General features: G+C 65.2%; 23 protein-coding genes and 1 pseudogene. 13 read left to right on the top strand and 11 right to left on the bottom strand.

Annotated features, from left to right (window positions below; all coding sequences use genetic code 11):
* Positions 1-219: 219 nt before the first annotated feature.
* From H3H45_RS07145 to H3H45_RS07170, 6 genes are all read left to right on the top strand, one after another.
* A complete protein-coding gene (locus H3H45_RS07145) occupies positions 220-2,745 on the top strand; it encodes a TonB-dependent receptor (RefSeq protein ID WP_182833005.1) in 2,526 nt (841 codons plus the stop codon).
* Positions 2,746-2,913: 168 nt separating this feature from the next.
* Complete coding sequence (locus H3H45_RS07150; RefSeq protein WP_182833006.1) at positions 2,914-4,851, top strand: phytase; 1,938 nt, start codon at positions 2,914-2,916, stop codon at positions 4,849-4,851.
* 224 nt (positions 4,852-5,075) lie between these two features.
* Positions 5,076-5,783, top strand: coding sequence for a protein TolQ (tolQ, locus tag H3H45_RS07155; protein WP_182833007.1), 708 nt, complete (start codon positions 5,076-5,078; stop codon positions 5,781-5,783).
* Positions 5,784-5,793: 10 nt separating this feature from the next.
* Complete coding sequence (gene tolR, locus H3H45_RS07160) at positions 5,794-6,237, top strand: protein TolR (RefSeq protein WP_160488347.1); 444 nt, start codon at positions 5,794-5,796, stop codon at positions 6,235-6,237.
* A complete protein-coding gene (locus H3H45_RS07165; protein ID WP_182833008.1) occupies positions 6,234-7,031 on the top strand; it encodes an energy transducer TonB in 798 nt (265 codons plus the stop codon). The genes tolR and H3H45_RS07165 overlap by 4 nt, the downstream gene beginning before the upstream one ends.
* 151 nt (positions 7,032-7,182) lie before the next feature.
* Positions 7,183-9,138 carry a PhoX family protein gene (locus H3H45_RS07170; RefSeq protein WP_182833009.1) on the top strand — a complete coding sequence of 652 codons (1,956 nt, stop codon included), beginning with the start codon at positions 7,183-7,185 and terminating at the stop codon, positions 9,136-9,138.
* Positions 9,139-9,272: 134 nt separating this feature from the next.
* On the opposite strand, the gene H3H45_RS07175 is transcribed toward H3H45_RS07170, so the two are convergent.
* Positions 9,273-9,920, bottom strand: a complete 648-nt coding sequence (locus H3H45_RS07175) for a hypothetical protein (RefSeq protein ID WP_182833010.1) — start codon at positions 9,918-9,920, stop codon at positions 9,273-9,275.
* A 173-nt stretch (positions 9,921-10,093) separates the two neighbouring features.
* Here H3H45_RS07175 and H3H45_RS20385 point away from each other — a divergent pair, with 173 nt between their 5' ends.
* From H3H45_RS20385 to H3H45_RS07185, 3 genes are read left to right on the top strand one after another with little or no spacing between them, the layout of a single operon-like run.
* The gene (locus H3H45_RS20385) at positions 10,094-10,222 is read left to right on the top strand and encodes a hypothetical protein (protein WP_407926675.1); all 129 of its coding nucleotides are present in this window, start codon (positions 10,094-10,096) and stop codon (positions 10,220-10,222) included.
* Between the two features lie 6 nt (positions 10,223-10,228).
* Entirely contained in the window at positions 10,229-10,471 is a 243-nt protein-coding gene (locus H3H45_RS20390; protein WP_407926676.1) for a hypothetical protein, read from the top strand.
* A 51-nt stretch (positions 10,472-10,522) separates the two neighbouring features.
* On the top strand, positions 10,523-10,936 hold the full coding sequence (locus tag H3H45_RS07185; protein WP_182833011.1) for a group II truncated hemoglobin: 414 nt from the start codon (positions 10,523-10,525) through the stop codon (positions 10,934-10,936).
* Positions 10,937-11,090: 154 nt separating this feature from the next.
* Here the strand turns inward: H3H45_RS07185 and H3H45_RS07190 are convergent, their stop codons facing one another.
* Together H3H45_RS07190 and H3H45_RS07195 are read right to left on the bottom strand one after the other, a co-directional pair.
* Positions 11,091-12,020 carry an ion channel gene (locus H3H45_RS07190; protein ID WP_182833012.1) on the bottom strand — a complete coding sequence of 310 codons (930 nt, stop codon included), beginning with the start codon at positions 12,018-12,020 and terminating at the stop codon, positions 11,091-11,093.
* A 53-nt stretch (positions 12,021-12,073) separates the two neighbouring features.
* On the bottom strand, positions 12,074-12,634 hold the full coding sequence (locus H3H45_RS07195) for an NADPH-dependent FMN reductase (RefSeq protein WP_182833013.1): 561 nt from the start codon (positions 12,632-12,634) through the stop codon (positions 12,074-12,076).
* Between the two features lie 155 nt (positions 12,635-12,789).
* Between H3H45_RS07195 and H3H45_RS07200 the strand changes: the two genes are divergently transcribed.
* Positions 12,790-13,113 carry a hypothetical protein gene (locus H3H45_RS07200; RefSeq protein ID WP_182833014.1) on the top strand — a complete coding sequence of 108 codons (324 nt, stop codon included), beginning with the start codon at positions 12,790-12,792 and terminating at the stop codon, positions 13,111-13,113.
* 175 nt (positions 13,114-13,288) lie between these two features.
* Here H3H45_RS07200 and H3H45_RS07205 read toward each other — a convergent pair whose 3' ends face one another.
* The 4 genes from H3H45_RS07205 to H3H45_RS07220 form a co-directional block, all read right to left on the bottom strand.
* Entirely contained in the window at positions 13,289-13,720 is a 432-nt protein-coding gene (locus H3H45_RS07205; RefSeq protein ID WP_160080221.1) for a PaaI family thioesterase, read from the bottom strand.
* A gap of 30 nt (positions 13,721-13,750) precedes the next feature.
* Positions 13,751-14,638, bottom strand: coding sequence for an alpha/beta hydrolase family protein (locus tag H3H45_RS07210; RefSeq protein WP_182833015.1), 888 nt, complete (start codon positions 14,636-14,638; stop codon positions 13,751-13,753).
* Positions 14,628-15,227: a TetR/AcrR family transcriptional regulator gene (locus tag H3H45_RS07215; protein ID WP_220494137.1), complete on the bottom strand. Its 600-nt coding sequence runs from the start codon at positions 15,225-15,227 to the stop codon at positions 14,628-14,630. The genes H3H45_RS07210 and H3H45_RS07215 overlap by 11 nt, the downstream gene beginning before the upstream one ends.
* A gap of 196 nt (positions 15,228-15,423) precedes the next feature.
* On the bottom strand, positions 15,424-16,317 hold the full coding sequence (locus H3H45_RS07220; protein WP_182833016.1) for a LysR family transcriptional regulator: 894 nt from the start codon (positions 16,315-16,317) through the stop codon (positions 15,424-15,426).
* 193 nt (positions 16,318-16,510) lie between these two features.
* On the opposite strand from H3H45_RS07220, the gene H3H45_RS07225 reads away from it, so the two are divergent.
* Positions 16,511-17,584, top strand: a complete 1,074-nt coding sequence (locus tag H3H45_RS07225; RefSeq protein WP_182833017.1) for a polyamine ABC transporter substrate-binding protein — start codon at positions 16,511-16,513, stop codon at positions 17,582-17,584.
* A gap of 10 nt (positions 17,585-17,594) precedes the next feature.
* Positions 17,595-18,548, top strand: coding sequence for an agmatinase (gene speB, locus H3H45_RS07230; RefSeq protein ID WP_182833018.1), 954 nt, complete (start codon positions 17,595-17,597; stop codon positions 18,546-18,548).
* A gap of 37 nt (positions 18,549-18,585) precedes the next feature.
* Here speB and H3H45_RS07235 read toward each other — a convergent pair whose 3' ends face one another.
* Entirely contained in the window at positions 18,586-19,491 is a 906-nt protein-coding gene (locus H3H45_RS07235; protein WP_182833019.1) for a LysR family transcriptional regulator, read from the bottom strand.
* 97 nt (positions 19,492-19,588) lie between these two features.
* Here H3H45_RS07235 and H3H45_RS07240 point away from each other — a divergent pair, with 97 nt between their 5' ends.
* Complete coding sequence (locus H3H45_RS07240) at positions 19,589-21,376, top strand: alkyl/aryl-sulfatase (RefSeq protein ID WP_182833020.1); 1,788 nt, start codon at positions 19,589-19,591, stop codon at positions 21,374-21,376.
* Positions 21,377-21,759: 383 nt separating this feature from the next.
* Here the strand turns inward: H3H45_RS07240 and H3H45_RS07245 are convergent, their stop codons facing one another.
* From H3H45_RS07245 to H3H45_RS20400, 3 genes and pseudogenes are all read right to left on the bottom strand, one after another.
* Complete coding sequence (locus tag H3H45_RS07245) at positions 21,760-22,761, bottom strand: hypothetical protein (RefSeq protein ID WP_182833021.1); 1,002 nt, start codon at positions 22,759-22,761, stop codon at positions 21,760-21,762.
* Positions 22,762-22,901: 140 nt separating this feature from the next.
* Positions 22,902-24,008 (bottom strand): calcium-binding protein, encoded by a 1,107-nt coding sequence (locus H3H45_RS20395; RefSeq protein WP_407926683.1) that lies wholly within the window; start codon positions 24,006-24,008, stop codon positions 22,902-22,904.
* Between the two features lie 177 nt (positions 24,009-24,185).
* Positions 24,186-26,102, bottom strand: a pseudogene (locus H3H45_RS20400) (M10 family metallopeptidase C-terminal domain-containing protein); the annotation flags it as partial.
* Positions 26,103-26,165 lie beyond the last annotated feature (63 nt).

Genomic DNA, 26,165 nt, shown 5'->3' on the forward strand with positions numbered 1-26,165 from the left:
CGTGCGCACCAAGGCCTCGTGCGGGTGGGTGGTGCGCACGGCGCACCCTACGCGTGCTGGGTCATTTCAGCCCAGAGTCGTCGGCAAACCCCGCTAAACCCCCGTGATTTGGGGCCTGCGCCACGGGCCTGTCATGGAACCGTCATGCCGCACTCCTAGCTTGCGCCCCAAGTCGCCGGACATCGCTTCCGGCCAGAACGGTTTCTTGGGGAGATCAGCATGCACAAGCGTCGTCTTACTGCCCGCCGGGCAGGGTTTCGCATCAGCGCCCTGGCGCTGGCCATCGCTACCACACCGCTGTGGGCGGCCGATGAAGCAGCCGTGGAGCACGTCAATGTGGTCGGTCAGGCCGCCAGCATGGACCTTTCGTTGAAGGAGCAGCGCCGCTCCGACAGCGTGGAAAGCGTGGTGCACGCCGACGGCGTGGCCCAGTTGCCGGACGAGAACGCCGCCGAGGCGCTGCAGCGCCTGCCGGGCGTGTCGGTCGAGCGCGACCAGGGTGAAGGCCGCTTCGTCAGCGTGCGTGGCCTCGGCCCGGACCTCAACAGCGTAAGCATCAACGGCACTCTGGTGCCTTCGCCGGAGAGCGACCGCCGCGCCGTGGCCCTCGACGTGCTGCCGGCCGAGCTGGTGCAGTCGCTGACCGTGGTCAAGACCCTGACCCCGGACATGGACGCCAACTCCCTGGGTGGCAGCATCGAGGTGGAAAGCCTCTCGGCCTTCGACCACAAGGGCCTGTTCTATACCGGCAGCACGGAAGCCAGCTACGACGACAACACCGGCGAGACCAGTCCGAAATTCTCCGGCGCGGTCAGCGACCGTTTCAGCCTCGGCGATGGCACCGACAACTTTGGTGTGGCCGCAGCCCTGAGCTGGCAGGAACGCGACTTCGGCTCGGACAACGTGGAAACCGGCGGCGCCTGGGACTTCGAGGACGGCGCCCGGCTGGAAGAGCTGGAGCTGCGCGACTACGAGATCACCCGTGAGCGCAGCGGCCTGGGTCTGAACTTCGACTACCAGGCCGATGACTACAGCAGCTACTACCTGCGCACCCTCTACAGCCGCTTCAAGGACAGCGAGACGCGCAACGCCGCCGGCGTCGAATTCGCCGATGCCCAGCTGCCGGGCGAGAGCGGTGATGCCGAAGGCTGGCGTGAGCTGAAGGACCGCGAGGAGACCCAGGAGATCCAGTCCTATGTGCTCGGTGGCGAGCGCCTGATGGGCCAGTGGACCCTCAATGCCCAGGCGGGCTATAGCGAGTCCAGCCAGGATACGCCGGGGCACATTGCCGGCGCGGTGTTCGAAGGCAACGACGACTTCACCGATGTCGGCTTCAACGACAGCAAGAAGCCGCACCTGAATATCGGCAGCGCATTCTCCGACCCGGCCAGCTTCAGTCTCGACGAAGTGGAGTGGGCCGAAGAGAACACCACCGACACCGAGAAGAACATCAAGCTCGACCTGGCCCGCGACTACGAGCTGGCCGGCCACGCCGCCCAGGCCAAGTTCGGCGGCAAGCTCAGCCGCCGCGACAAGGACAACGACACCCAGATCTGGACCTACGAAGACTTCGGTGATTTCGGTTTCAGCGACGAGCAGCTGAGCATGCAGAACTTCACCAAGGGCGAAGTCGACTACGGCCTGGGTAACTTCGGCCCTGGCCTGTCCGCCGACAACATCGAGAGCCTGCTCGGCGGCCTGGATCGCGGCGAGTTCTTCAACGAGGAAGAGTCGCGGGTCAACGACTTCGACATGAGCGAAGACATCAATGCGGCCTACCTGATGAACACCGTCGATATCGACGACCTGCGCATCATCGCCGGCCTGCGCTACGAAGGCACCGAGTTCACGGCCAAGGGCACCGGCATCCGCGACGGCGAGTTCGAATCGATCGAAGCCGACAGCGATTACGATCACTGGCTGCCCGGCCTGCATGCGCGCTACCAGCTGGACCCGGACACCCAGCTGCGCGCCGCCTGGACCAACAGCGTGGTGCGGCCGACCTTCGGCCAGTTGGCGCCGGGCTTCGTCATCGACGGTGACGAGGCCAGCTTCGGCAACCCGACCCTCGACCCGTTGGAGTCGAGCAACTTCGACCTCGGCATCGAGCACTACCTGGGCCGCGCCGGCGTGGTCTCGGCCTTCGTGTTCTACAAGGACATCGAAAACTTCGTCTACAACGCCGACCTGGCCGGCACCGGCGAGTGGCTCGACTTCGACGAGGCCAACACCTTCGCCAATGGCGACAACGCCGACCTGTACGGTCTTGAGCTGGCCTACTCGCAGAAGTTCGACTGGCTGCCGGCACCGTGGAACGGCCTGCTGCTGGGCGCCAACGCCACCTTCAGCCGCTCCGACGCCAGTATTAGCGGCTTCGACGCCGATAGCGGCACGTTCCGCGAGCGCGACATCGACCTGCCCAACCAGTCCGAGACGGTCGGCAACCTGATGCTTGGCTGGGAAGACGACAAGCTCAGCCTGCGCCTGTCGGCCAACTACAAGTCGGAATACCTCTACGAAGTGGCGAGCATCACCGATAAGGCCCACGACCTCTATGTGGACGACCAGACCTTCGTCGACTTCAGCGCCGGCTACTTCCTGACCAAGGGCCTGCAGCTCAAGTTCGAGGCGCAGAACCTCACCGACGAGAGCTACTACGTCTACACCGGCCGCCGCGGCTACAACGCCCAGTACGAGGAATACGGCCCGACTTACAAGCTCGGTCTGACTTACACCAACCTCTGATTAAAACGACCTGCTGCACGTCGGCCTACAGGCCCTGCGTCAGCTCGAGAGGTGCGCGGTCAGCCCCCTCTCCCGTTTGCGGGAGAGGGCGGGGGGAGAGGGCAGGCGCTGCCCCTTGCCCGAGCCGTTACTGCGCCCACCCGCTTTGCTACAAGGACATCCCACCGAATGAATCCGCTGTTCACCCGTACTCTGCTGCTCGCCAGCCTGGCCCTGGCCGGTTGCGACCAGCTGCCACCGCTGGCTTCCGCCGCCAGCCCGAGCCTGGCCCTCAGCCCCTGGGGCGCCTCGGCCAAGGTCAAGGCCGAAGACCTGCGCTTCGTCCCTGCCGAGCTGAGTGGTGGCGCCGATCTGCGTATCGCCGCCAGCGAGCGCAACGGCCTGCTTCTGCTCGATCAGGACGGCGCCGAGCTGGCGCGCCTGCCCGGTTCCTATTCCGGCCTGGACAGCCGCCGCGCCGGCCAGCAACTGATAGTCGCCAGCCTGGACAACGCCACCCAGCAGGCCGCCCTGGTCAGCCTGGACACCGCCGGTAAGCAGTGGAGCCGCCCGCAGCTGCTGCCGATGCGTGACTACGCCATCAGCGGCCTGTGCCTGTACCGCGACGACGCAGCCAACCTCTACCTGTTCCTGATCGGCGAAGACGGCCAGGGCGAGCAGTGGCTGGTCGGCGCCGGCAATCAGCTGAACGCCGAAGCCCAGCGTGTGCGCGGCCTGCCGCTGCCGCCGCAGGCCGAGTACTGCCAGGCCGACGACGCCGGCAACCGGCTGTTCGTCAACGAGGAGAACGTCGGCCTGTGGGCCTACCCGGCCCATCCGGAAGCCGACGCCAGCCGGGTGCCGGTGGATATCCGCGCGCCGTTCGGCACCCTCAAGGACAGCGCTGGGGCCATGGCCAGCGTGCCCGGCGGCCTGCTGGCGCTGGACCCCGGTGCCGCCGAGCTGCACCTCTACCAGCAGCAGGACGAAGCCTGGCAGCACGTCTCCAGCCTGCCGCTGAAAGGCCTGGAGGAACCCGAGCGCCTAGCCGTGCGCAGCAGCGAAAAGGGTCTTGAACTACTGGTGCAGGACGACGGCGCCGGGCGTATCTACCAGGGCCAGCTGAACTGGCAGCCGGCGACCATCGAGCTACCGCCGGTGCTGGCGCATATCCCCGCCCTGCGCCAGAGCGAGCCGGTCGGCCGCCACGGCGACGCCGCCGATGATCCGGCGATCTGGGTGCATCCGCAGCAGCCGGCACTGTCGCGCGTGCTCGGCACCAACAAGAAGCAGGGCCTGCTGGCCTACGACCTGGACGGCAAGCTGCTGCAGGAGCTGCCGGTCGGCCGCCTGAACAACGTTGATGTGCGCGCCGGTTTCGAACTCGGCGGCACCACGGTGGACCTGGCCGTGGCCAGCAACCGCGACCATGACAGCATCCACTTGTTCGCCATCGACCGGGCGAGCGGCGCGCTGCGCGAAGCCGGCGAGATCCGCACGCCGATCAAGGAGATCTACGGCATCTGCCTGTTCCAGCCGGCGCCCGGCGAGCTGTATGCCTTTGCCAACGGCAAGGACGGCAGCTTCCTGCAGTACCGCCTGGACGGCGCCAGCGGCGAGATCAAGGGTGAGCTGGTACGGCGTTTCGCGGTGGCCAGCCAGCCCGAGGGCTGCGTCGCCGACGACCAGCGCCAGCGCCTGTTCCTCGGCGAGGAAGACGCCGGCGTGTGGGCCGTGGATGCCCGCGCCGATGCGCCGGCCGAGCTGGTCAGCGTGCTGGCGGTGGGCGAGGTGCTCAAGGCCGACGTCGAGGGCCTGGGCCTGTACCAGGCCGGCGCGCAGGACTACCTGGTGATCTCCAGCCAGGGCAACGACAGCTACGTGGTGCTGGATGCCGAACCGCCCTATGCGCTCAAGGGCGCCTTCCGCGTCGGCCTCAATGGCGCCATGGGCATTGACGGCGCCTCCGAGACCGACGGCCTGGAAGTCAGCGCCGCCAACCTCGGCGGGCCCTGGAGCGACGGCATGCTGGTGGTGCAGGACGGCCGCAAGCGCATGCCCGAGCAGACGCAGAACTTCAAGCTGGTGCCCTGGAGCGAGGTCGCCCGGGCGTTGAGCCTGGACTGATGCCGCTCTCTGTAGGAGCCAGCTTGCTGGCGATCCTCAGTGACTCCGACCGGGCACTGATCGCCAGCAAGGACTAGGCGTCCCCCTGGATCCTACAAAAAAAGCGCTGTCATCAGCCGGTAACCACAACGTAATCGAATAGCACTTAACCCCCTCTCCCCTCGGGAGAGGGTTGGGGTGAGGGGTCGCCAGCCCGACTCCTCACCATGCACAGGAGCCCCACCATGCACCCCACTCTCGAACAGATGACCGTCTGGAGCCTGATCGGCGACGCCAGCCTGCTGGTCAAGCTGGTCATGCTCACCCTGCTCGGCGCCTCGCTGGCCAGCTGGTACCTGATCATCCAGCGCAGCCTGCTGCTGGGTCGTAGCGAACGGTTGCTGAAGGATTTCCAGAAGCGCTTCCGCCAGCAGGGCGACCTTGCCGCGCTGTACCGCGAAGGCAGCGACAACATCGACAGCGATGCCGCCCTGGAGCAGATCTTCCGCGCCGGCTACACCGAGTTCGCCCATCTCAAACGCGAGCCCGGTATCAGCGGCGAGGCGGTGAGCGACGGGGTCGAGCGCAGCCTGCTGGTGGCCATCGCCGAGCAGGAAGAACGCCTGGAAAAGGGCCTGCCGTTCCTCGCCACGGTCGGCTCGGTCAGCCCCTATATCGGCCTGTTCGGCACCGTGTGGGGGATCATGAATTCCTTTATCGGCCTGTCCCAGGTGCAGCAAGCGACCCTCAGCACCGTGGCCCCGGGCATCGCCGAGGCGCTGATCGCCACCGCCATCGGCCTGTTCGCGGCGATTCCCGCGGTGATCGCCTACAACCGCTTCGCCGCCCGCGTGGCCACCCTCAGCACGCGCTTCTACGCCTTCGGCAACGAACTGCAGGCTCGCCTGCATCGCAAGCTGCAGGCCGCGCCGGGCATCGCCCAGGCCGCCTGAGGAGAACCCCATGCGCAAGCCGCAGAACAAGCACGGCCCCAAGGCCGAGATGAACGTGGTGCCCTACATCGACGTGATGCTGGTGCTGCTGGTGATCTTCATGGTCACCGCGCCCATGCTGACTCAGGGGGTCAAGGTCGAGCTGCCCAAGGTCGCCGCCGAAGCGCTGCCGACCGATAGCCAGCAGCGGGTACTGACCCTCTCGGTCAAGGTCGATGGCAGCTACTACTGGAACCTCGGCAGCGAGCTGGACACCCAGAGCCAGACCGACAGCGCGGTGAACCTGGAGGAGATGCGCAGCAAGGTCGGCGCGCTGATCGCCGCCCATGGTGACACCCAGGTGTATATCCGTGCCGACGGCGGCGCCGACTACGCCACGGTGGTGGCCGGCATGGCCGCGCTGCAGCAGGGCGGGGTGAGCAACCTCGGCCTGATCACCGAGGCGCCGCAATGAGCAGCGCGCTGATGCCCGCGCCCAGCCTGGTCCTGCCGGCGCTGCCGAGCCGCGCCTGGCTGCGCAATGCCGGCGCGGCCGTGGTTGCTGTCGGCCTGCATGGGCTGGTGCTGGGCCTGCTGCTCAGCCAGTGGCCGAGTGATAGGCCCGAGCCACCCCAGGTGCGCACCCTGACCACCCGCCTGATCAGCCTGGCGCCGCCGGCCCCACCCGTGCCGCCGCAGCCTGAAGTGGTTGCTGCGCCACCGGTGCCGCTGGAGCCGGTCAAGCCGGTCAAGCCGGTTGAGGCGCCCAAGCCCGATCCGCGTCTGCAACAGCAGAAGCTGGAGCAGGCTGCCCTGGCGCGTAAGCGGGTCGAGGAGCAGAAGCGCGAAGAACAACGCCAGGAACAGCAGCGTATCGAGCAGCAACGGCTGGAGCAGCTGCGTCGCGAAGCCGAGGCACAAGCCCAGCAGCAACGTCTGGCCGAACAGCAGACCCAGGCCGCCGAACGTGCCCGTCAGGCCGAAGCCGCTGCGGCCGCCAGCCGCCAGTACTTGCCGATTGCCAAGGACGCCCCGGACTACCCGGAGCGCGCGCTCGACAAAGGCATCCAGGGCGACTGCACCGTTAGCTACCGGGTCAACCCGCAAGGCCGGGTGGAGAACCCGCAGGTGGTCGGCGACTGCCACCCGCTGTTCATTCGCCCGTCACTTTCCGCCGCTAAAAGCTTCCGCTACCAGCCACGCATCGTCGATGGCCAGGCGGTGGCCGTTGAAGGGGTGAAGAACACCTTCCACTACCGCATCGAATAAACCCCCGCCCTCTCTTGTAGGAGCCAGCTTGCTGGCGATCCGCGTCACCAGGCCCGTGATCGCCAGCAAGCTGGCTCCTACAGAAGTAGGGCAGGGCCGTAGCCGGATGCAATCCGGGACAACCCCCACACAAATCCATCGAGACCCCGTGATGAGCCACGAGCACAGCCACTTCCACGCCAGCCTGGAAGCCCACGACGACATCACCATCAACCCCAGCGCCAACCCGCCGCTGGCCGAGCTGATCAACCCGGCGCGGCGCAATGTGCTCAAGGGCGGTCTGAGCCTCGCCGCCCTCGGCTTCTTCGCCGGCGGCATCAGCGGCTGCAGCAAGGCCGGCGCCAGCCCGCTGCTCAACTTCCGTGGTGTGCCGGTGCAGATCGACCCGCAGTTCGACCGCGTGCTGGTGGCCGAGGGCTACCGCGCCGTACCGTTCTTTTCCTGGGGTGACCCGGTGGAAGCCGGCGCGCCGGCCTGGAACCCGGACGCCAGCGACGACTGGCAGGCCCAGCTCAAGCAGGCCGGTGACAACCACGACGGCATGGACTTCTTCGCCTTCGCCGGCGAAACCGAGCGTGGCCTGCTGGTGATGAACCACGAATACGTCAACCCGCCGCTGCACCCGTCCGGGCAGATCGACCAGTCAAAACCGCGCCCCTTAGCTGAGGTGCGCAAGGAGCAGGCCGCCCACGGCGTCTCGGTAATCGAGGTGAAGAAGGGCGCCGATGGCCAGTGGCAGCGGGTCATGGATTCGCCCTATAACCGCCGCATCAGCATGCTCACGCCGATGCGTATTGCCGGCCCACTGGCCGGGCTCGATGCGATGAAGACCGCCAGCGACCCCAGCGGTCTGGAGGTGTTCGGTACCCTGAACAACTGCGCCACCGGCGTCACGCCCTGGGGCACCTTCCTCACCTGCGAGGAGAACTGGCACAACTACTTTATCAACCGCGACCAGGCCGACTACGAGAGCCGCGTGTCGCACAAGCGCTATGGTCTGGCCAAGGAAGGCACGAGCAAGAACTACGCCTGGGAAACCGCCGACCCGCGCTTCGACGCTACGCCCTATGCCGAACAGGCCCACGGCGGCCACGTCAACGAGCCGCACCGCTTCGGCTGGGTGGTCGAGATCGACCCGTTCGACCCCAAGGCGCAGCCGATCAAGCGCACCGCCTTCGGCCGCATCGGTCGTGAGTGCGCGGCGCTCAGCCTGGGCACGGACGGACGCATGGCCTTCTACTCCGGCGACGACGCCAAGGGCGAGTACGTCTATAAGTTCGTCCCCACCGGGCGCTACGATGCAGCCAACCCCAAGGCCAATCGCGATTTGCTGGATCAGGGCACGCTGTATGTCGCGCGTTTCGACGCCGATGGCAGCGGCCAGTGGCTGGCCCTGGTGCATGGGCAGAACGGTTTGACGGCGGACAACGGTTTCGCCGACCAGGCCGAAGTGCTGCTCAACGCCCGCGCCGCAGCCGACCGTGCTGGCGCCACGCCGATGGACCGTCCCGAGTGGGCCGCCGTGCATCCCCAGACCCGCGAGGTCTACGTGGCTCTGACCAACAACGACGGGCGTGGCGCCAAACAGCCCACCGACAAGGCCAACCCGCGTCCGCAGAACCTGCACGGGCAGATCCTGCGCTTCAACGAGAAGGACGCCGACCCGACCGCCACCAGCTTCACCTGGGAGCTGTTCCTGCTGGCCGGCGAGAACCGTGGCGCCAAGGACAAGGACGGCAAGGCCGTGCCGGTCAACCTCACCGGCACCATCAATGGCGACCTGTTCTCCTCGCCGGATGGCCTGGCCTTCGACGCCGCCGGCCGCCTGTGGATCCAGACCGACTACGACGATATCGAAGCGCCGATGCAGGCCATGGGTTGCAACCAGCTGCTTTGCGCCGACCCGGCCACCCGTGAGGTGCGCCGCTTCCTGGTCGGCCCGCGCGGCTGCGAAGTCACCGGCCTGGCCTGGAGCCCGGACGGCAAGGCCATGTGGGCGAATATCCAGCACCCTGGCCTCAGCTTCCCGGCCAGCGACGGCAAGACCCGCCCACGCTCGACCACCATGCTGATCACCAAGCTGGATGGCGGGGTGATCGGTAGCTGAGCAGGTGCATGACTTGGCCTCGGGGAGCTGTTTCTGTGGGAGCGAACTTGGCCGCGAAACGGGCAGCGCAGGGGTGTTCCTGGCTTCGCTATCGCGGTCAAGTTCGCTCCTACAAGAGTTTGCAGGACGTTGGTTCAGGGCCGGCGCGAGGCGTTTCGGCAGCGTGCTAGCACTTGCGCCAGGCCGGCGCGATAGGTGGCGGCGTCCATCTCGCAGCTGTGCTTGCTGAGGGTGTAGGCTAGCCCGAGGCGCTGTTGGGCGCGGCTAGCCAGGCGATAGAAATGGTCGCTTTCGGCGACGCATTCGAGCTGGCGCCAGGCGATACGTTGTTGCTGGCCATCCGGCGTACTAAGCAGCACGCCCTGTTCGTCGAGCGTCCATACATGCAGGCCGCGCAGCCGGGTCAGACTCCTGCTCAGTTGCCGGCGCAGGCTGCGTTCCAGGCGTGCGGCGCTGCGCTGGCGAATGCGTGCATTGCGCGGCTGGCCGGCCTGCACGGCGCGTTGCAGCCAGGGCTCGGCAACACGGCGCCACAGCAGGACTAGCAGGCCGATCACCAGCAGCGTGGCAATGGCGCTGGGCACGTCATAACGACCCTGCACCAGCAGCGGCAGCAGGGCGAGCAGCAGCACGATCAGGCTCAGGGTCAACGGTGCCAGCAGGCGTGCCTGCCAGTGCGCCAGGCGTTCGAAGCTGTGCTCATGGCGAGCCAGGCGGCTGGCAATGATGTCCTCGGTCAGTTGTTGCAGGTCGGCAGCATCCATGCTGAAACGCAGTTCCATCGGTCTTCCTTGGCGAGCATTGGGTGTGGGGCAGTGTCGCATGCTCCGTCTAGGGTATGCGCTCTGGGTTGCCGGGATTGGCACGAGCTGCGCACAGGTTGATGCAGGTCAAATCTGCGGGGCCCCAGGGGGCTAAAGTGGGAACCTCTCTTTGCTTCGCAGAGGATTTGCAGATGAACAGATCAATACGCCTGGGCAGCCTTCTTGTGCTGCTCGCAGCCGGCAGCAGCTGGGCCGCGACCGATGCCACGACCGAGCAGCAATGGCAGCAGCACATGAGCGAAATGCAGCAGATGCACTAGCGCTGGATGGCCGGCAAGACCCCGGAAGAACGGCAGAAGCTGATGCAGGAGCACCAGCAGGCCATGGGTGGCGGCATGCAGATGATGGGCGGCTGCCCCATGCACGGCGGCAAGCAGGGCATGCCAATGGGGCACGGCACGGGCATGATGCAGCTGGACACGGTGGAACAGGTGGATCAGCGTATCCAGCGCATGGAGCAGATGATCGAGCAGCTGCGCGCCCACCGGGCGATGCTGGAAAAATCCTGATCAGCCCTGTAGCGGCAGGCCACGCCGCTAAGTTTTCCTAGAGGATGGTGCATGAGTGAGCAGTACGGTGTCGGCGACGCCTCCTACCGGGCTGCGGGTGGCCTGGAGGGGTTGCGCCGGCTGGTGGACGACTTCTATCGCTATATGGACGAACTGCCGCAGGCCGCCGAGGTGCGCGCGATGCACCCCGAAAGCCTGGCGCTGGCGCGTGACAAACTGACCTGTTTTCTCAGTGGCTGGCTCGGCGGGCCCAAGCTGTTCGGCGAGAAGTACGGGCCTATCGCCATCCCCAGCTTCCATGCCCAGTGGCCGATCAGTGTTGAGCACGCCGATGCCTGGCTGAACTGCATGCAGCAAGCTATCGCCGCACAGGACTACGCGCCCGATTTCGCCGACTACCTACTGACCCAGCTGCGCGTGCCGGCCCAGCGCATCGTTCAAGCCAGTGCCGCGCGCCACGGCTGATCCATGCTGGCTTAGAACCTGTCTACGATCTCGCGAGCTAGAGCCGGACAAGGCAAAAACAGCCGAAGAAGCGCAGTTTACGCGCTGTAAATGAGCATTCTGAGGCTGTTTTTAACGCAGTCTGGCCGACGCGCAGCAGATCGTAAGCAGGTGCTCAGCGCGTCATTTTCTTCACGAACACCACCACGAACAGGGCCATGGTGAAGCTGCCGGCGAAGGCCTCGAAGGCGGCAATCGGGCGGGCCAGGCCGTGCGGGGTAATGTCGCCATAGCCGAGGGTAGTGAAGGTCACCACACTGAAATACAGGCAGCCGGCCAGATCCGTCAGATTGGCCAGCCAGCCGCGCTCCAGCGCCAGGCGCAGCGGCAAGTCGCCGTGGCGCACGCCGACCAGGAAGTAGAGCAGGCCGCAGACGAAGATCAGGCCCAGGGAAAACAGCACCACATTCAGCGGCTTCTCGCCGTAGCCGCTGAACAGGTCGACCAGCCAGGACAGCAGGCGCTTGCCGGAGTAGCGCGGCATCTGCAGGCGACGCATGACCATCTCGCGGTGGAAGAAGATGCCCGCCTGCTCGAACAGCCCGGCCTTCTCCAGACGCAGGCGCAGGTTGCGGTAGGTTTCCTCGGCTTCCTCGAACAGCTGGCGGGCGGCGTCGTTGTCGCCGGCGCGCTGGCGTTCGCGGCCACGCCGTTCCTGAAGCAACTGGCGATCCCAGACCACGTTGTCCAGACGCGCACCTTCCAGGCGGATGCCCAGCAGGTTGCAGTCGCGCAGGTCGGCGCAGTGCAGGTTGGCGCCGCGCAGGTCGGCCTTCATCAGCGAACTGCCGCGCAGGTCGAGGGCGAACAGGTGGGCGTTCTGCAGGTCGGCGCGGTACAGGTCGGCGTTATGTAGCTGGTAGCCGCTGCGGCTGCCGTGGTTGACCAGGTCGATCCCGCTCAGCGCGGCATGCTTGAGCTGGAAGCCCTGCATCGGCTGGCCAGTGCGTGCGCGGGTTTGCAGGGCCTCACAGAGGCTTTCGGCCTGGTGTTGGTCGGTTGCGCCAGCGCGCCATGCGTGGTCTTCGATCGGTGCCGCAGCCATGGGGCAATCCTCCGCTGTCTGCAGACAAGCCTAGCTGCACTGCACCTGGTGTATCAGCCCTTGATCTGTCTCTCCACCCACAGCGCGTAGGCGTCGATGAACTTCTGCAGGAAGCCCCGCACGCCATCGTTGAGCTTGCCCTGCTCGTCGAAGAAGCTGCCGGCACCGCCCAGATAGGCTTCCGGCTGCTGCAGCACCGGCACGTCGAGGAATACCAGGGACTGACGCAGGTGGTGGTTGGCGCCAAAGCCGCCGACCGCGCCCGGCGAGGCGCTGAGCACGGCCCCCGGTTTGCCGCTGAACACGCTCTGGCCGTAGGGCCGCGAGCCGACATCGATGGCGTTCTTCAGCGGCGCCGGCACCGAGCGGTTGTATTCCGGGGTGACGAACAGCAGCGCATCGGCACTGTTTACCTGCTGGCGGAAGCGGCTGTAGGGCAATGGCGCCGGGTTGACGTCGATGTCTTCGTTGTACAGCGGCAGGTCGCCGATCTCGACGATATCCAGCTGCAGCGAAGGTGGGGCCAGTTCGGCCAGGGCCAGCGCCAGCTTGCGGTTGATCGATGCCTTGCGCAGGCTGCCGACGAGGACGGCGACGTTATGGATTTTGCTCATGATGACTCCTTGCACGGGTCAAGAAAGGACGAGCTGGAACTATAGTGCGGCTGCCAGAGTCTGCCTGGCACGCTCTATTTCGAGCCTGTGCGCAGTGACAAGCGGTGGCTTGACCTAAGCGTTGATTGCGCAGAAATTGACCAGGTGTCGGCGCAATGCCGAGCGGTCAAACAACAGTCATCAACGGGTTGCATGCTGACCCGGACAACAACAGATTCCTTGTTTTGCCGGTTGCTGCCCTGCGCACTGGCGGCCTGTCGCTGTCGGAAAACCCTGAGGACACCGCAATGGATAGGTTTCAGTCGTTTGATCCGCGTTACCAGCTGGAGGCCGAAGAGCCTCCGGATGAGTTGATTCTGGAGGATGTGCCCGGTCGGGTGCTGATCCACGAGGAAATCCAGCTGACCTTGCAGGCCATCGAGCGCCTTGCCGGACAGCTGCGCCAGCGAACGCCGCCGGGGCGTCAGTCCAGGTTTTGACTGCGGGCGCTCTACACCGCTAGAAGCCTGTTTACGATGGCCCGTAGGGTGAGCTGTGCACACCAGAAGCCCCTGCAGGGACTGCGGTGCGCGCGGCACCCTACGGCAGGGCGTCCAGGTTCAAGCCTGGGCAGCCCTGTGCCTCGTGTGCGCGGGGCAAGATCGCAACCGGCGCTTAGCGCAGGATCATGCAGGTGGCGGTGCCGTAGGCGTAGAGGGTGCCGTCTGCATCACGGATGCTGCCTTCGGAGATGACCAAGCGCGAGCTGACGTTGATCACCTTGCCTTCGGCGCGCAGCGTGCGGTTGAAGGGGATGGCCTTGCTCATCTTCACGTTCAGCTCGATGGTGCCGTAGCTCTCGCCAGCGCCCAGGGCGGTGTGGGTGGCACAGCCGGTTACCGAGTCCAGTACGGTGGCGGCGAAGCCGCCATGCACGCCGCCCAGCGGGTTGGTGTGACGCTCGTCGGCGGTGACGGCGAAGACCACGCGGTTGGCCTCCACCGTCTCGACTTCCATGGGCATGGTCTTGGCGATACCGGGCTTGGGGAAGTGCCCGGCGGCGAAGGCTTGCATGATTTCCAGGCCGGTCATCTGTTGCGGATTCATCACGGTTTTCCTCTGGGAATGGTTTGCCGCTCAGGCGGCGCGGCGATTGGTATGCAGCTGTTCGAACCAGCCCAGCGCCTCGTCCCACAGTGGCGTGGCGCTGCTGCGGAAGTAGCCCATATGGCCAATGGCGCCGAGGCCTTCGGCCTGCGAGTCGATGGTGCGGGCCTGATAGGGCGCGGCGCTGTAGGCGGCCATGAAGGAGTCACGCGAGCTGGGTGGCGCCCACAGGTCGTCGAGGGTGTTGGCGGCGACGATCGGCGTGCGCACGTTGGCGAACTGCGCGGCTAGATGGCCTTGCTCGGGGTCGTCGAAGAAATAGCGCGGGTAGCGGCACCAGCGTTTCCACTGTTGGTACACGCCCAGCGGCAGGTCTTCGCCCATGCCCAGCTTGCTCCAGGCCAGGTAGCCCTTGCGCATCACGATCAACGGGCCGACCAGGTTCCACATCAGCTGTACGCGCACGCGTTCGGCACGCGGCATCCAGCCGTGCCAGCCGGCCCCGGTGCCGAAGGTATAGAACCCGGCGACCCGTTCGTGCCCCGGCAGCAGGCCGAAGGCATGGCCGCCGAAGGAGTGACCGACCATGTAGGTGGGCAGGTCGTCGCCGTGCAGGTGATCGAGGGCGGCGGCCAGGTCATGGGTGGCCCAGTCCAGGTAGCGCATATCGAAGCCACGCAGCTGCGCCGGTTTGGACTGGCCGATGCCGCGATAGTCGACGCTCAGGGTGCTGTAGCCGCGCTGCGCAGCGTACTCGGCGAAACGCCGGTAGAAGCCCTGCGGTACGCCGGTGGCGCCGCCGATCAGCAGGCGCGCGCGCGGCTGTGGCGCGTGATACAGGGTGGCGCGCAGCGGGTAGCCGTCGCGGGCGCTGAGCTGCAGTTCTTCACGAAGGATGTTCGGGCTTTCACTGGTCATGGCGGGTCTCCCGCGGGTAGTCACGCAGTAGCTGGAAAAGCGCCGCACTGGCGCGTTGCAAGGGCTCGCTGCTGCCGGCCACTCGGGCCTGCAGCAAGCCGCCTTCATAGAGCGAGATAAACAGGTTGGCGAAGCTGTCGGCGCTGTCGGCGCTGAAGCCGACGCCCTGCAACTGGGTTGCCAGGGCCTGGCGCAGGCGGGTGAAACAGCCGGCCAGGGCGGCGCGGATCTCGACATCCTCCGGGCCGCTTTCCAGGGCCACGGTGGCCAGCGGGCAGCCGCGCTCGAAGCGACTGCCTTCGAGCTGCTGCAGGGTGTTGTCGAGCCAGCGCTGCATGGCCCGCAGCGGGTCCGGATGCTCGCGGAACAGCTGGGCGAAGAAGCCATCGATACGCTGGCCGATGTGCTCGATGGCCGCCACTGCCAGCTCGTTCTTGCCGCCGGGAAAGTGGTGATAGAGGCTGCCTTTGGGCGCCTGGGCCTGGGCCAGCAGCTCGTTCAGGCCGGCGCCATGCAGCCCCTTGCGTTGCAGGGTATCGGCCATGGCGGCGATCAGTTTGTCGCGGGTGCTGAGGTTATGTGCGTTCATGACGCTATATGTAGACCAGTCGGTCTAGTGATGAAAAGCGTCAGATGCGCCGATTCAGCGGGCTAATCGGTCGTGATCAGTACAGCATGTGGGGGCTTAGGTCGCTTAGGGTGAGCTGTGCGCGCCGATAGGCCCGTAGTGGTGCCCGGTGTGCACGGCGTACCCTACAGGGAGTCCTCCGAAGGGCAGATGAATCTCAGGCAAAGACCGCCAGCAGATCCTCGACCAGCGCCTGCTGCGCTTCGCTGGGCTGGCGGCCACGGTGTTGGGCCAGGCGGAATTCGACGCTGAACCCCTGTTGTTCGGGCTGCACGGCTTGCAGTCGGCCGCGCGCGACCCAGGGCGCGGCGATGTGCTCGGGCAGGTAGCCGATATGCGCGCCGGACAGGATAAAAGCCAGGGTGCCCTCCACCTGCTCGCAGCGCGCGCTGCTGCTACCGGCCTGCCAGGGCTCGTCGTTGTCGAAGAAACGGTAGGGATGCAGCACGCCGTCGCAGTGCGCCAGTTCCGTGGCCTCGACCTGCCCCTGGCCGAACAACGGATGACCGCGGCCGCAGTACAGATGCTGCTGCTCGACGAACAGCCGCTGGTAGTCCAACGCCGTCTGCGCCCCGGAGAAGTAGCCGATGGCCAGTTGCAGCTGGCCTTGCAACAGGCGTCGCTCCAGTTCGGCCGGCACGGCGCTGAGCAGTTCGATCTGCACCGCCTGGTTGCGTCGGCGAAAACGGCTGATGGCTGCCGCGACCTGCTCCAGCACCTCGTCGGCAAGCGCCTCGGACAGGCCGATATGCAGCTCGCCGAGCAGCTTGTCGGCCATGCCCTGGGCTTCGCCCTTGAAGGTTTCGATGGCGCCGAACAGTTTGCGCGTGGCCGCCAGCACCTGCTCGCCCTTGGTCGTCAGACGAAAGCCGGCCTTGCCGCGCTCGCACAGGCGAAAGCCCAGGCGTGTTTCCAGCTTGGCCATCTGCGTGCTGATAGTCGACTGGCCGATCCCCAGTTCGCCCTGGGCCGCACTGAAACCGCCGCTTTCCACCACGGTGACGAACAGGCGCAGCAGTTGCAGATCGAGGTCGCGCAGTTGGCTGAGCATGTTGATTCCAAACATTGATGAATGGCGATGCCAGAGTAGATCACTTCGTATTTATCGGAAGCAATGCCGGGCGCAGGATGCAGCCTGTAGGAGCCAGCTTGCTGGCGATCCAGCGCACACCAGGCATCGGTGATCGCCAGCAAGCTGGCTGCTACGGAAGCCGCGCCCAGTCAGTCCAACGAGGTTGTCCACCATGCGTCTTGCTGCAAGCTTGTTCATGCTCGCCTTCGCCCTGCCGCTGCAGGCAGAGGAGAAAGTTCTCAACCTGTACAACTGGGCCGATTACGTGGCGCCCGAGGCGCTCAAGCGCTTTCAGGCCGAGACCGGCATCCGGGTCAAGTACGACACTTTCGACAGCGCCGAGGTGCTGGACGCCAAGCTGCTCACCGGCGGCAGTGGCTACGACGTCGTGTTTCCCGCCTCCAGTGGCTTGGGCCGGGCGATCCAGGCCAAAGCCGTGCAACCGGTCGGCGAATTGAGCAACGCTGGCAACCTTGACCCGGAGATGCTCGCCAAGCTGGCCTTCATCGATCCGGGCAACCGCTACGGGGTGCCCTACACCTGGGGCACTGTCGGCCTGGGCATCAACAAACAGGCGGTGCAGCAGCGCCTGCCGGGCGTGGCGCTGGATAGCCTCGACCTGCTGTTCAAGCCTGAGTACGCCGCCAAGCTCAAGGACTGCGGCATTGCCGTGCTCGATTCGCCACAGGAAGTGGTAGCCATCGCTCTCAACTACCTGGGCAAGAAACCCTACGGCGGCAACCCGGATGACCTGCAGGCGGTCAAGGCGCTGCTCGCCGAACTGCAGCCCAACCTGCGCTACGTGGCCACCGCGCGGCATATCGACGACCTGGCCAAGGGTGAGATCTGCCTGGCGCTGACCTACACCGGCGACGCCGGCATGGCCGCCGCCCGCGCCGCCGAGGCCCAGCAGCCGTTCGAGGTGCTCTACCGCATCCCCCGCGAAGGCACGCTGATCTGGTTCGACACCATGGCCATCCCGGTGGATGCGCCGCACCCCGAGGCGGCGCGGGCCTTCATCGACTACATGCTCAAGCCTGAAGCCATCGCCGAGCTGACCAACGCGCTGTACTTCGCCAACGCCAACCGTGCGGCCACCCCGCTGCTGGACGAGGCGGTGAGCGGAGACCCGGATATCTACCCGCCACGCCTGGTGCGCAAAAAACTGTTCGCCGAGCAGATCCTGCCGCTGCGCGCCCAGCGTGAGCGGACCCGCCTATGGGCCAGCTTCCGCACCCAATATTAAGGAGACCGACATGGACCAAGCCTTCGACAACGACCAGGCCATCACCCGCGACAGCCTGTACGGCACCAGCGCCGAACCCACCTACGCCGGCATCACCAGCTTTATGCGCCGCCGCTATACCCGCGATCTGCGCGGCGTGGACCTGGTGGTCAGCGGCGTGCCGTTCGACACCGCCACCACCAATCGCCCCGGCAGCCGCTTCGGCCCGCGCGCCATTCGCGCCGCCTCGATCCAGTCGGCCTGGGCCCGCCACTACCCCTGGGAGTTCGACCCGTTCGATGTGCTGGCCTGCATCGACTACGGCGACTGTAACTTCGACCATGGCACCCCGCAGGACACCCCGGCGGCCATCGAGGCCCATGCCGACAGGATTCTCGCTGCCGGCTGCGCCATGCTTACTTTGGGCGGCGACCACTTCATCAGCTACCCGCTGCTCAAGGCCCATGCGAAACAACACGGGGCACTGTCACTGATCCACTTCGACGCGCACAGCGACACCTGGCCGGACGAGGAGGGTGCGCGCATCGACCACGGCACCATGTTCTATCACGCGGCCAAGGAGGGTTTGGTCGACCCGGCGCGCTCGGTGCAGATCGGTCTGCGCACCACCAACGACGACGTGATGGGTTTCCAGGTGCTGGATGCGCGGCAGGTCAACCGCAGCACCCCGGAGCAGATCGCCGAGCTGATCCGTGCCCGCGTCGGTGACCACCCGGTGTACCTGACCTTCGACATCGACTGTCTCGACCCGGCCTTCGCCCCCGGCACTGGCACCCCGGTGTGCGGCGGCCTCTCCAGCCACCAGGCGCTGGAAATCCTGCGTGGCCTGCGCGGTATCAACCTGGTCGGCATGGACGTGGTGGAAGTCGCACCGCCCTACGACAACGCCGAAGTCACCGCCCTGGCCGGCGCCACCCTGGCCATGGAGATGATCTGCCTGTATGCCGCGCGGCATAAGTTGTAATCCGTAGGGCGGGTGAAGCCAGCGGGTTGCACCCGCCCTACGCCGGCTTCGTCTGACCATCCTGCGCGTGAATGATCTGCTGCAACTGTTCGGCCGCCGGCGACAGGCTATGCCCGGCACGGCTGACGATGCCGTAGGCCGAGCGGGCCAGGGCCGGGTCGCCGGCCAGGCGCAGGGTGACCAGTCGCCCGGCCTGCACATCGGCGGCCACCACATCCCAGGGCGCCAGGCTCAGCACATCGCTGGTCGACACCAGCTCCTTGAGCACCATGAAATTGTCGCACTGGATGCTCAGCGGATTCGCGCCATCACCCAGGCGCTGCAGCAGGCGCTCGACCTCCACCGGCATCTGCGTGCCGGCCAGGGGGAATTCGCCCAGAGCGGCTGGCATCAGCGGTTGGCGCTGGCACAACGGATGCTGCGGACGGCAGAACAGCACGCCGTGATGGCTCTGCAGTGCCGTCACCTGCAGCTGGGGATCGTCGTGGAACTCGCGAGTATCGGCGACGAACAGCTCGATCTCGTCGTCCAGCAGGCGCTCGCGCAACTGCTGCCAGTTGTCGATCAGCAGCTGCACGCGCACCTGTGGGTAATGTGCGGCGAACTGGCCGATGGCCTGCGGCACCAAGCGCGCGGCGGGGTAGGGACCGGCGCCCAGGCGCAGCTCGCCGCTACTCAGATTGCCCAGCTGGCTCACCGCATTGCTCAGCGCCCGGCTGCCGGCGAGCAGGCGGCGGGCATGTTCCAGCACCAGCTGGCCGTGGGCGGTGAGGCTGATGCCGCGGCTGTGGCGGTCGACCAGGTTGCAGCCGAGGCTGCACTCCAGCGCCTGGATGCTGCGGCTCAGCGCCGGCTGGCTGAGGTGCACGGCTTCGGCGGCACGGGCGAAGTGGCCGTGCTCGGCGAGAGCGACGAAATGGCGGAGCTGACGAAGATCGTTCATGCGCAGATTGCATCATTGTCTGATTTGGAATGCATTGGAATTATTGGCTGCCATTGGCCAATCTGCCAGCACTGCCCACCACTATGAGCGTCTGCGCATGTTTTCACGCAACCGAACTGCCACCGTGCTGCTGAGCCTGGCCTTGCCCCTGGCCAGCCATGCAGCGCTGCCCGAAGAACAGATTGCCGCTTCGATCCACCCGGAGCTGGCCGAGCACACCAAGCACTTCGTGCAGAAGGTCTACCGGGTGGCCGACAACGTCTATTCGGCGGTCGGCTGGCAGCTCGGCAACGTGGCGATGATCGAGGCGCCGGAAGGGTTGATCATCGTCGATACCGGTGAAGCGGTCAGCGAGTCGCGCAAGATCATGGCCGAGTTCCGCAAGATCAGCGACAAGCCGGTCAAGGCCGTGGTCTACACCCACTTTCACCCGGACCATATCAACGGCGTGAAGGCCTTCGTCACGGAAGAGCAGGTGCGCAGTGGCGAGGTGCAGATCATCGCCCACGAAACCCTGCTGGCCAATGTGGTGGCCCAGGGCGCGCTGGTCGGGCCGATTCTCTCGGTGCGCTCCGGCTACAGCTTCGGCGCCGGCCTGCCAGACAGTGACCGCGAGCAGATGAACGCCGGCATCGGGCCGCTGGCCAAGGTTGAGGCCTCGACCTTTATCGCGCCGACCCAAACCTTCAAGGACAAGCTCGACACCCGTATCGCCGGCCTGGACCTGCAGTTTTTGCATGTGCCCAGCGAGGCTCCGGACGAGATCACCGTCTACCTGCCGGCCAACCGCGTGCTGATCAGCGCCGAGGTGGAGCAGGGGCCGACACTGCCGAATATCCACACCCTGCGCGGCACCAAGTTCCGCGACCCGGTGGTGTGGGTCGAGAGCCTGGACAAGCTGCGCGCCTATCAGGCCGAGCACATGGTGCCGCTGCATGGTCGCCCGGTCAGCGGCCAGGCGCAGGTCGAGGAAGTGCTGCGCATGACCCGCGATGGCATCGCCTATATCCACGACCAGAGCGTGCGCTGGATGAACAAGGGCCTGACCCCGGACGAGCTGGTCGAGAAGGTCAAACTGCCGCCGCACCTGGCCGGCTACACGCCCTACCTGCGCGAGTACTACGGCACGGTGAAGCACAGCGTGCGGCAGATCTACAACGGCTACCTGGGCTGGTTTCAGGGTGACCCGGTGGCGCTCGACCCGCTGCCGCCCAAGCAGAAAGCCGAGCGCCTGATCGCCCTGATGGGCGGGCATGACAAGGTGCTGCTGGCTGCCGGCGAGGCCTATCTCAAGGGTGAACACCAGTGGGCTGCGGAGCTGGCCAGCTACGTCATCAGCCTGGACCCCGAAGATCAGCTGGCCCGCGACATCAAGGCGCGCAGCTTCCGCAAACTCGGCTACGCCAGCATGAACATCAACTGGCGCAACTGGTACCTGATGAGCGCCATGGAGCTGGAAGGCAAGTTCGACAGTGACGAGGTGCAACAGCTGGCCCAGGACATGCGCAGCGCGTTCCTCTCCCCGGACATGCTGAAGAACTTCCCGGCGAAGGTTTTCCTGCAGAACTGGATCACCCGCGTCGACCCGGACCAGGCCAATGATGTGCAGCTGACCCTGGGCTTCAGCTTCCCGGATATCAACGAGGAATGGGCGCTGGAAGTGCGCCGCGGCGTGGTGCAATTGCATCAGGGCATCCCAGCGGGCACCACGCTCAAGCTGACCCTCGACAAAAGCTACCTGGACACCGTGATGAGCGGCGAGAACGGCCTGCTCAAGGGCGCGCTGCTGGGCGATGTGAAGGTCGATGGCGATCTGCTGGAGATCAAGACCTTCCTCGGCTGCTTCGACTTCGCGGATGCGCCGATTGCTCTGACGGTGCGCTGAGCCACTGGCGCGCTCATCAAGCGGATGGCTGGCTGCCACGTCAACACCACGCGCTCTGGCCTTCACGCTCGGTGTTGCTCACTGGCCCACATGTAACGGTACGACACGCAAAGCGATAAGGATGAGCTGAGCAACCTGGCCAACGGCCCCGATCAACAGCGCTGATCGAGCGCCTGAGTGACCGGCTGAATGCGCTGGGCGGGCGCGAGGTCGGTATTGCCGACGGTCGCGAGCATCGGGGTCGGGCTTTCGCTATAACGAGCAAGGGGGTGATGGGGGCTAAGAATAGCGAAAGGCGCGCGGGTGCGGTTGGGTGTGCGGTACCTGCGCATCAGCAGCCCTGACCTGTTGGCAGAAAAGTCAGGGCTGGTGATAGGACTGGCTCAGGGGTTGTACACGTAGCCTTCGACTTTCTCGTACTTGAAGCCGTTGATGCCCGTGCTGGAGTACACGACGCTGTAGAAATGGTGCTTGGTCGTGGGGTTCCAGTAGCGGTGCAGGGCCGTCGCGTTGGGCACCTTGGCCGTGAACACGTTGGCTGCCGCGCCCGCATAGGTATAACCGAATTTGCTGTAGGAGGCGTCGTCACGACCGATGGTGTAGAAGCTGTTGGCGATGCTGGCGTTGTAGTAACGATGCAGCACGGTCGTGCCGAACGCCGCACTGCTGGGCACCTGTGCGGCGATAGCGTTGTAGCTGTACTTGTACAGGGCCATGCCGGCGTCATCGCGCTTGGTGACATACAGGTTGTCACCGGTCTTGCCGATGTAGTGGTGCAGGGCGACCTTGGTCAGCGGCTTGGTATTGAGGATTTTCCACAGATTGCCGGAGCCGGTGCCGCAGTTGGTGCTGCTGGAGGTCGCGCTAACCTCCCAGCCGCTAGGCAGGGTAGAGGCATTGCACACGCTCATCTGGCTCTGCCCTGCCGTGCTTTGCGCTTCGTACTGGGTGCGTTTGCTGCCGCTTGCCATGCCGCAATCACCTGACCCCGAGTAGCTTGTCTGGCGCGTGATGACCCAGCCGGTAGGTAGGGTGCGCGTGCAGGAGTTGAGCTTGGTTTGACCATAGCTGTTGGTGATTTGCCAGATCGTCTTGGGCGTGCCGCTGGAGCTGCCGCAGATGCCGCTGCCGGTGTAGCTACGTTCCTTGGTGTTGATCCAGCCGCTGGGTGTGGTGCGAATGCAGGTATCCAGCACGCTTTCCCCGGCCAGCCGGGTGTAGGTGTAGAGGTTGCCACCGCTGCAGGAGTTGGAGCGCTCCTGAATCTTGGTCATCACATAGCCGCTGGGTGCAGTCGAGCTGCAGGAGGTCGATGTAGTGGCGGCTTGCAGTTGGGTGCTGGAGAGGCTGATTAGTGCGGCAAGAATACAGAGGTACTTGTTCATACAGATCCTTTGCATGGGAGTCCTGGGTGGGCGGGGGATAGCCGCTCGAGTAGGGATTCTAGCCAAGGCCAGGGTGTTGCTGGATGTTTTGTTTAGCCAGGCGCCCCGGAGGCTCCGGGGCGCTGAGAGTCCGGCACCGATCAGGCGACCAGGCTGCTGCTGTCCAGGCTGGCGACGCCGATCAGCTGGATTTCGAACTCGGCATCGGCATCGGCGTCCACGCTGCCGTAGAGCATGCCCCCCTCGAAGCGCAGCTGTGCGGTGGCACTGCCCTCGGTGAAGGCGTCGGCGTTGATGAAGGCGAACGTTTCGGTCACCCCGACGGTGGTGCTGTCAGCGTCCAGTCCGGAGAAGTCGAGCAGGTCGCCCTCGGCGAACTTGAAGTCCTCGATCACGTCGCGCAGCGAGCCCAGGCCCAATTCGCTGAGGGCGTTGAAAATGAAACGGTCGAGCCCGCTGCCGCCGGTTAGTTGGTCAGCACCGCTGCCGCCGATCAGTATGTCGTTGCCCTGGCCGCCGTTGAGCTGGTCGTTGCCGGCATTGCCGCGCAGGGTGTTGGCCAGGCTGTTACCGGTGAGGCGGTCGTTGTAGTTGCTGCCCGTGAGGTTCTCGAAGTTGAGCACGGTGTCGCTGCCGGAGCTGCCCGTGGCCTGGGCACTGGTCAGGCCGAGGTTGAGGGTGATGCCGGCAGTGGCGGTGGAGTAGGACAAGGTGTCTTCGCCAGCGCCACCGTCGAGGCGGTTATTGCCGCTGCCTGCATGAATCGTGTTGTTCAGCGCATTACCGTTGCCGTTGGCGTTGCCGGTGGCCTGGATGCGCAGGTTTTCCAGGTTGGCACCGAGGTTGTAGGCGCTCAGGTAGCTGTAGACGGTGTCACTGCCGCCACTGGCTAGGTCGGCATTGGTTTCGCTGACGATATCGCCACTGTTGTCGACGTAGTAACTGTCGTTGCCGTCGCCACCGATCATGTTGTCGGCGCCGCCGCGGCCGTTGAGGATGTCGTTGCCGGTATCGCCGCTGAGTTTGTTGTTGGCGCTGTTGCCGAGCAGCTTGTCGTCGTACTTGCTGCCGCTGAGGTTCTCGAAGTTGCGCAGGGTGTCGCTGCCGGAGCCGCCCGTGGCCTGGCTGGTGGTCAGGTTCAGGTCGACGCTGACGCCTTGGCTGGCATAGCGATAGGACAGCGTGTCGTTGCCGCTACTGCCGTCGAGCACGTTGTTGCCGGCGCCGGCATAGATGACATTGTTCAGCGTATTACCACTGCCATTGGCGTTGCCAGTGGCCATGATGCGTAGGTTTTCCAGGTTGCTACCGAGGGTGTAGGCACTCAGGTAGCTGAGGACGGTGTCGCTGCCGCCGGTGGTACGGTCGGCGTTGGTCTCGCTGACCACATCGCTGGTGTGATCGACATGGTAGCTGTCGTTGCCATCGCCACCGGTCATCTGGTCGGCGCCTGCGCCGCCGTCGAGGATGTCGTTGCCCAGATCACCACTCAGTTTGTTGGCTGCCGCAGTACCGATCAGGTGGTCGTCATGCTGGCTGCCGTTGAGGTTCTCGAACGACAGCAGGGTGTCGTTGCCGGAGCCGCCGGTGTTTTGCGCACCACTCAGGGCCAGGCTGACGCTGACGCCTTGGCTGGCATAGCGATAGGACAGCGTGTCGTTGCCGCTGCTGCCATCCAGCACGTTGTCGCCGACGCCGGCGTGGATGAGGTTGTTCAGCGCATTGCCGCTGCCGTTGGCGCTGCCACTGGCCATGATGCGCAGGTTTTCCAGATTGGCGCCGAGGCTGTAGTCGGCCAGGTAGCTGAGGACGATGTCGGTACCGCCAATGGCGGCGTCGGCGTTGGCTTCACTAACGCTGTCGCCGCTGTCGTCGACATAGTAGGTGTCGTTGCCGTCACCGCCGATCATCTGGTCGGCACCGGCTCCACCGTCAAGTACGTCCTTGCCGGCGTCGCCGCCCAGCTTGTTGGCGTCAGCGTTACCGGAGAGTTTGTCGTCGTACTTGCTGCCGTAGAGATTTTCGAAGTTGCGCAGGGTATCGCTGCCGGAGCCGCCAGTGGTCTGGGCGCTGCTCAGGGCCAGGCTGGCTGTAACGCCTAGGCTGGCATAGCGATAGGAAAGGGTGTCGTTGCCGTCGCCGCCATTCAGGCTGTTGTTACCGGCGCCGGCGAAGAGGGTGTTGTCTAGCGCGTTGCCGCTGCCACTGGCGGTGCTGCTGCTCATCAGGCGCAGGGTTTCCAGGTTGGCACCGAGGCTGTAGGCGCTTAGGTAGCTGTAGATTGTGTCGCTACCGCCGAGGTTTCGGTCGGCTTCGCTCTCGCTAACCACGTCGCCGGTGTGGTCCACGTAGTAAGTGTCGTTGCCGTTGCCACCGGTCATGCGGTCGGCGCCGGCGCCACCGTTGAGCACATTATTCAGTGCGTTGCCGGTGAGTGTGTCGTTGTACTTGGAACCGGTGGCGTTCTCGATCTGCGCGCCGTAGGCAATGGCCAGGCAGTTATTGATGTAGGTGCTGCCGTTCCAGAAAGCCTTGCCAATGCTGCTGAAGCTGCCGGCGTTGAGGTTGAGGTTCACCGCACTGGCCTGGTTACTGCCATCGATGGTGTCGGTGCCGCCAGCGTCCCAGATGGTTTCGAACACACTGCTACCGGCATCCCACTTGTAGGTGTTGTTGCCGGTCTGCCAGTTCATGTTGGCGCCATACAGGTACTGGATGGCGGCGATATCCAGCAGCATTGGGCCTGTGGGCTCGAAGTAGTAGGGGTCGTTGTAGCTCATCACCGTGTAGCGCACATCGTCGTACTCGGTGCCGGCCAGCGTTTCGCCGCTCAGGAAGCTGGTTTCGAAGGGGTGCTTGAGGCCGAGGGCATGGCCGATCTCATGCACCAGTACGTGGTAGTCGAATTGTCCCGGCTGGGGATTAGTACTGGTGTAGGGATGAAGCCAGATATCGCCTGCCGAGGCCGTGGAACCGGGCAGATAGGCCCAGGCCGCCGCCTGGTCGTCCATCGCCAGATAGCCGCCGAAGCGCAGGGTGCCGACCTGGCTGCTGGTCTCGGTGACCTTGCTGAAGGTGATGTTGGCAACTGCACTCCACTCTGCCAGGGCGGCGGTGGCCGCACTCTGCTGCCCGGAGGTGAGCACGAAGTCGAATAGAGGTTCGTTGTCGGAGGAGTAGTTGCTGGCGAACTGGGAGCTGGAGTTCAGGAAACTGTAACTCAGCGTGACCCCGGAACCGGTGGTGCTGCCCCATTTGGTGCCATAGATTAGGCTATCGATCTGGCTATCGTTGGACAGACCAACATAGGAAAAGGCGGTAGATCCGCTAGGGCTCGGCATACAGCATCACCATCCTGGCAACAGTAAAGTAAAGGAGGCAACGGCCTCCTAGATCGGGCGGCT

Source organism: Aquipseudomonas guryensis (genome assembly GCF_014164785.1).
Classification (GTDB): Bacteria; Pseudomonadota; Gammaproteobacteria; order Pseudomonadales; family Pseudomonadaceae; genus Aquipseudomonas; species Aquipseudomonas guryensis.

Excerpts from the sequence above, each read along its gene's own strand:
- H3H45_RS07185 (WP_182833011.1), top strand. The coding sequence starts at position 10,523 with ATGAGTGAGCAGTACGGTGTCGGCGACGCCTCCTACCGGGCTGCGGGT.
- H3H45_RS20385 (WP_407926675.1), top strand. The coding sequence starts at position 10,094 with ATGAACAGATCAATACGCCTGGGCAGCCTTCTTGTGCTGCTCGCAGCC.
- H3H45_RS07200 (WP_182833014.1), top strand. The coding sequence starts at position 12,790 with ATGCCGAGCGGTCAAACAACAGTCATCAACGGGTTGCATGCTGACCCG.
- tolQ (WP_182833007.1), top strand. The coding sequence starts at position 5,076 with ATGCACCCCACTCTCGAACAGATGACCGTCTGGAGCCTGATCGGCGAC.
- H3H45_RS07170 (WP_182833009.1), top strand. The coding sequence starts at position 7,183 with ATGAGCCACGAGCACAGCCACTTCCACGCCAGCCTGGAAGCCCACGAC.
- H3H45_RS07245 (WP_182833021.1), bottom strand. The coding sequence starts at position 22,761 with ATGAACAAGTACCTCTGTATTCTTGCCGCACTAATCAGCCTCTCCAGC.
- H3H45_RS07225 (WP_182833017.1), top strand. The coding sequence starts at position 16,511 with ATGCGTCTTGCTGCAAGCTTGTTCATGCTCGCCTTCGCCCTGCCGCTG.
- H3H45_RS07190 (WP_182833012.1), bottom strand. The coding sequence starts at position 12,020 with ATGGCTGCGGCACCGATCGAAGACCACGCATGGCGCGCTGGCGCAACC.
- H3H45_RS07150 (WP_182833006.1), top strand. The coding sequence starts at position 2,914 with ATGAATCCGCTGTTCACCCGTACTCTGCTGCTCGCCAGCCTGGCCCTG.
- H3H45_RS07145 (WP_182833005.1), top strand. The coding sequence starts at position 220 with ATGCACAAGCGTCGTCTTACTGCCCGCCGGGCAGGGTTTCGCATCAGC.
- H3H45_RS07195 (WP_182833013.1), bottom strand. The coding sequence starts at position 12,634 with ATGAGCAAAATCCATAACGTCGCCGTCCTCGTCGGCAGCCTGCGCAAG.
- H3H45_RS20390 (WP_407926676.1), top strand. The coding sequence starts at position 10,229 with ATGGCCGGCAAGACCCCGGAAGAACGGCAGAAGCTGATGCAGGAGCAC.
- H3H45_RS07240 (WP_182833020.1), top strand. The coding sequence starts at position 19,589 with ATGTTTTCACGCAACCGAACTGCCACCGTGCTGCTGAGCCTGGCCTTG.
- tolR (WP_160488347.1), top strand. The coding sequence starts at position 5,794 with ATGCGCAAGCCGCAGAACAAGCACGGCCCCAAGGCCGAGATGAACGTG.
- H3H45_RS07235 (WP_182833019.1), bottom strand. The coding sequence starts at position 19,491 with ATGAACGATCTTCGTCAGCTCCGCCATTTCGTCGCTCTCGCCGAGCAC.
- H3H45_RS07175 (WP_182833010.1), bottom strand. The coding sequence starts at position 9,920 with ATGGAACTGCGTTTCAGCATGGATGCTGCCGACCTGCAACAACTGACC.
- speB (WP_182833018.1), top strand. The coding sequence starts at position 17,595 with ATGGACCAAGCCTTCGACAACGACCAGGCCATCACCCGCGACAGCCTG.
- H3H45_RS07210 (WP_182833015.1), bottom strand. The coding sequence starts at position 14,638 with ATGACCAGTGAAAGCCCGAACATCCTTCGTGAAGAACTGCAGCTCAGC.
- H3H45_RS07220 (WP_182833016.1), bottom strand. The coding sequence starts at position 16,317 with ATGCTCAGCCAACTGCGCGACCTCGATCTGCAACTGCTGCGCCTGTTC.
- H3H45_RS07215 (WP_220494137.1), bottom strand. The coding sequence starts at position 15,227 with ATGAACGCACATAACCTCAGCACCCGCGACAAACTGATCGCCGCCATG.
- H3H45_RS07205 (WP_160080221.1), bottom strand. The coding sequence starts at position 13,720 with ATGAATCCGCAACAGATGACCGGCCTGGAAATCATGCAAGCCTTCGCC.
- H3H45_RS07165 (WP_182833008.1), top strand. The coding sequence starts at position 6,234 with ATGAGCAGCGCGCTGATGCCCGCGCCCAGCCTGGTCCTGCCGGCGCTG.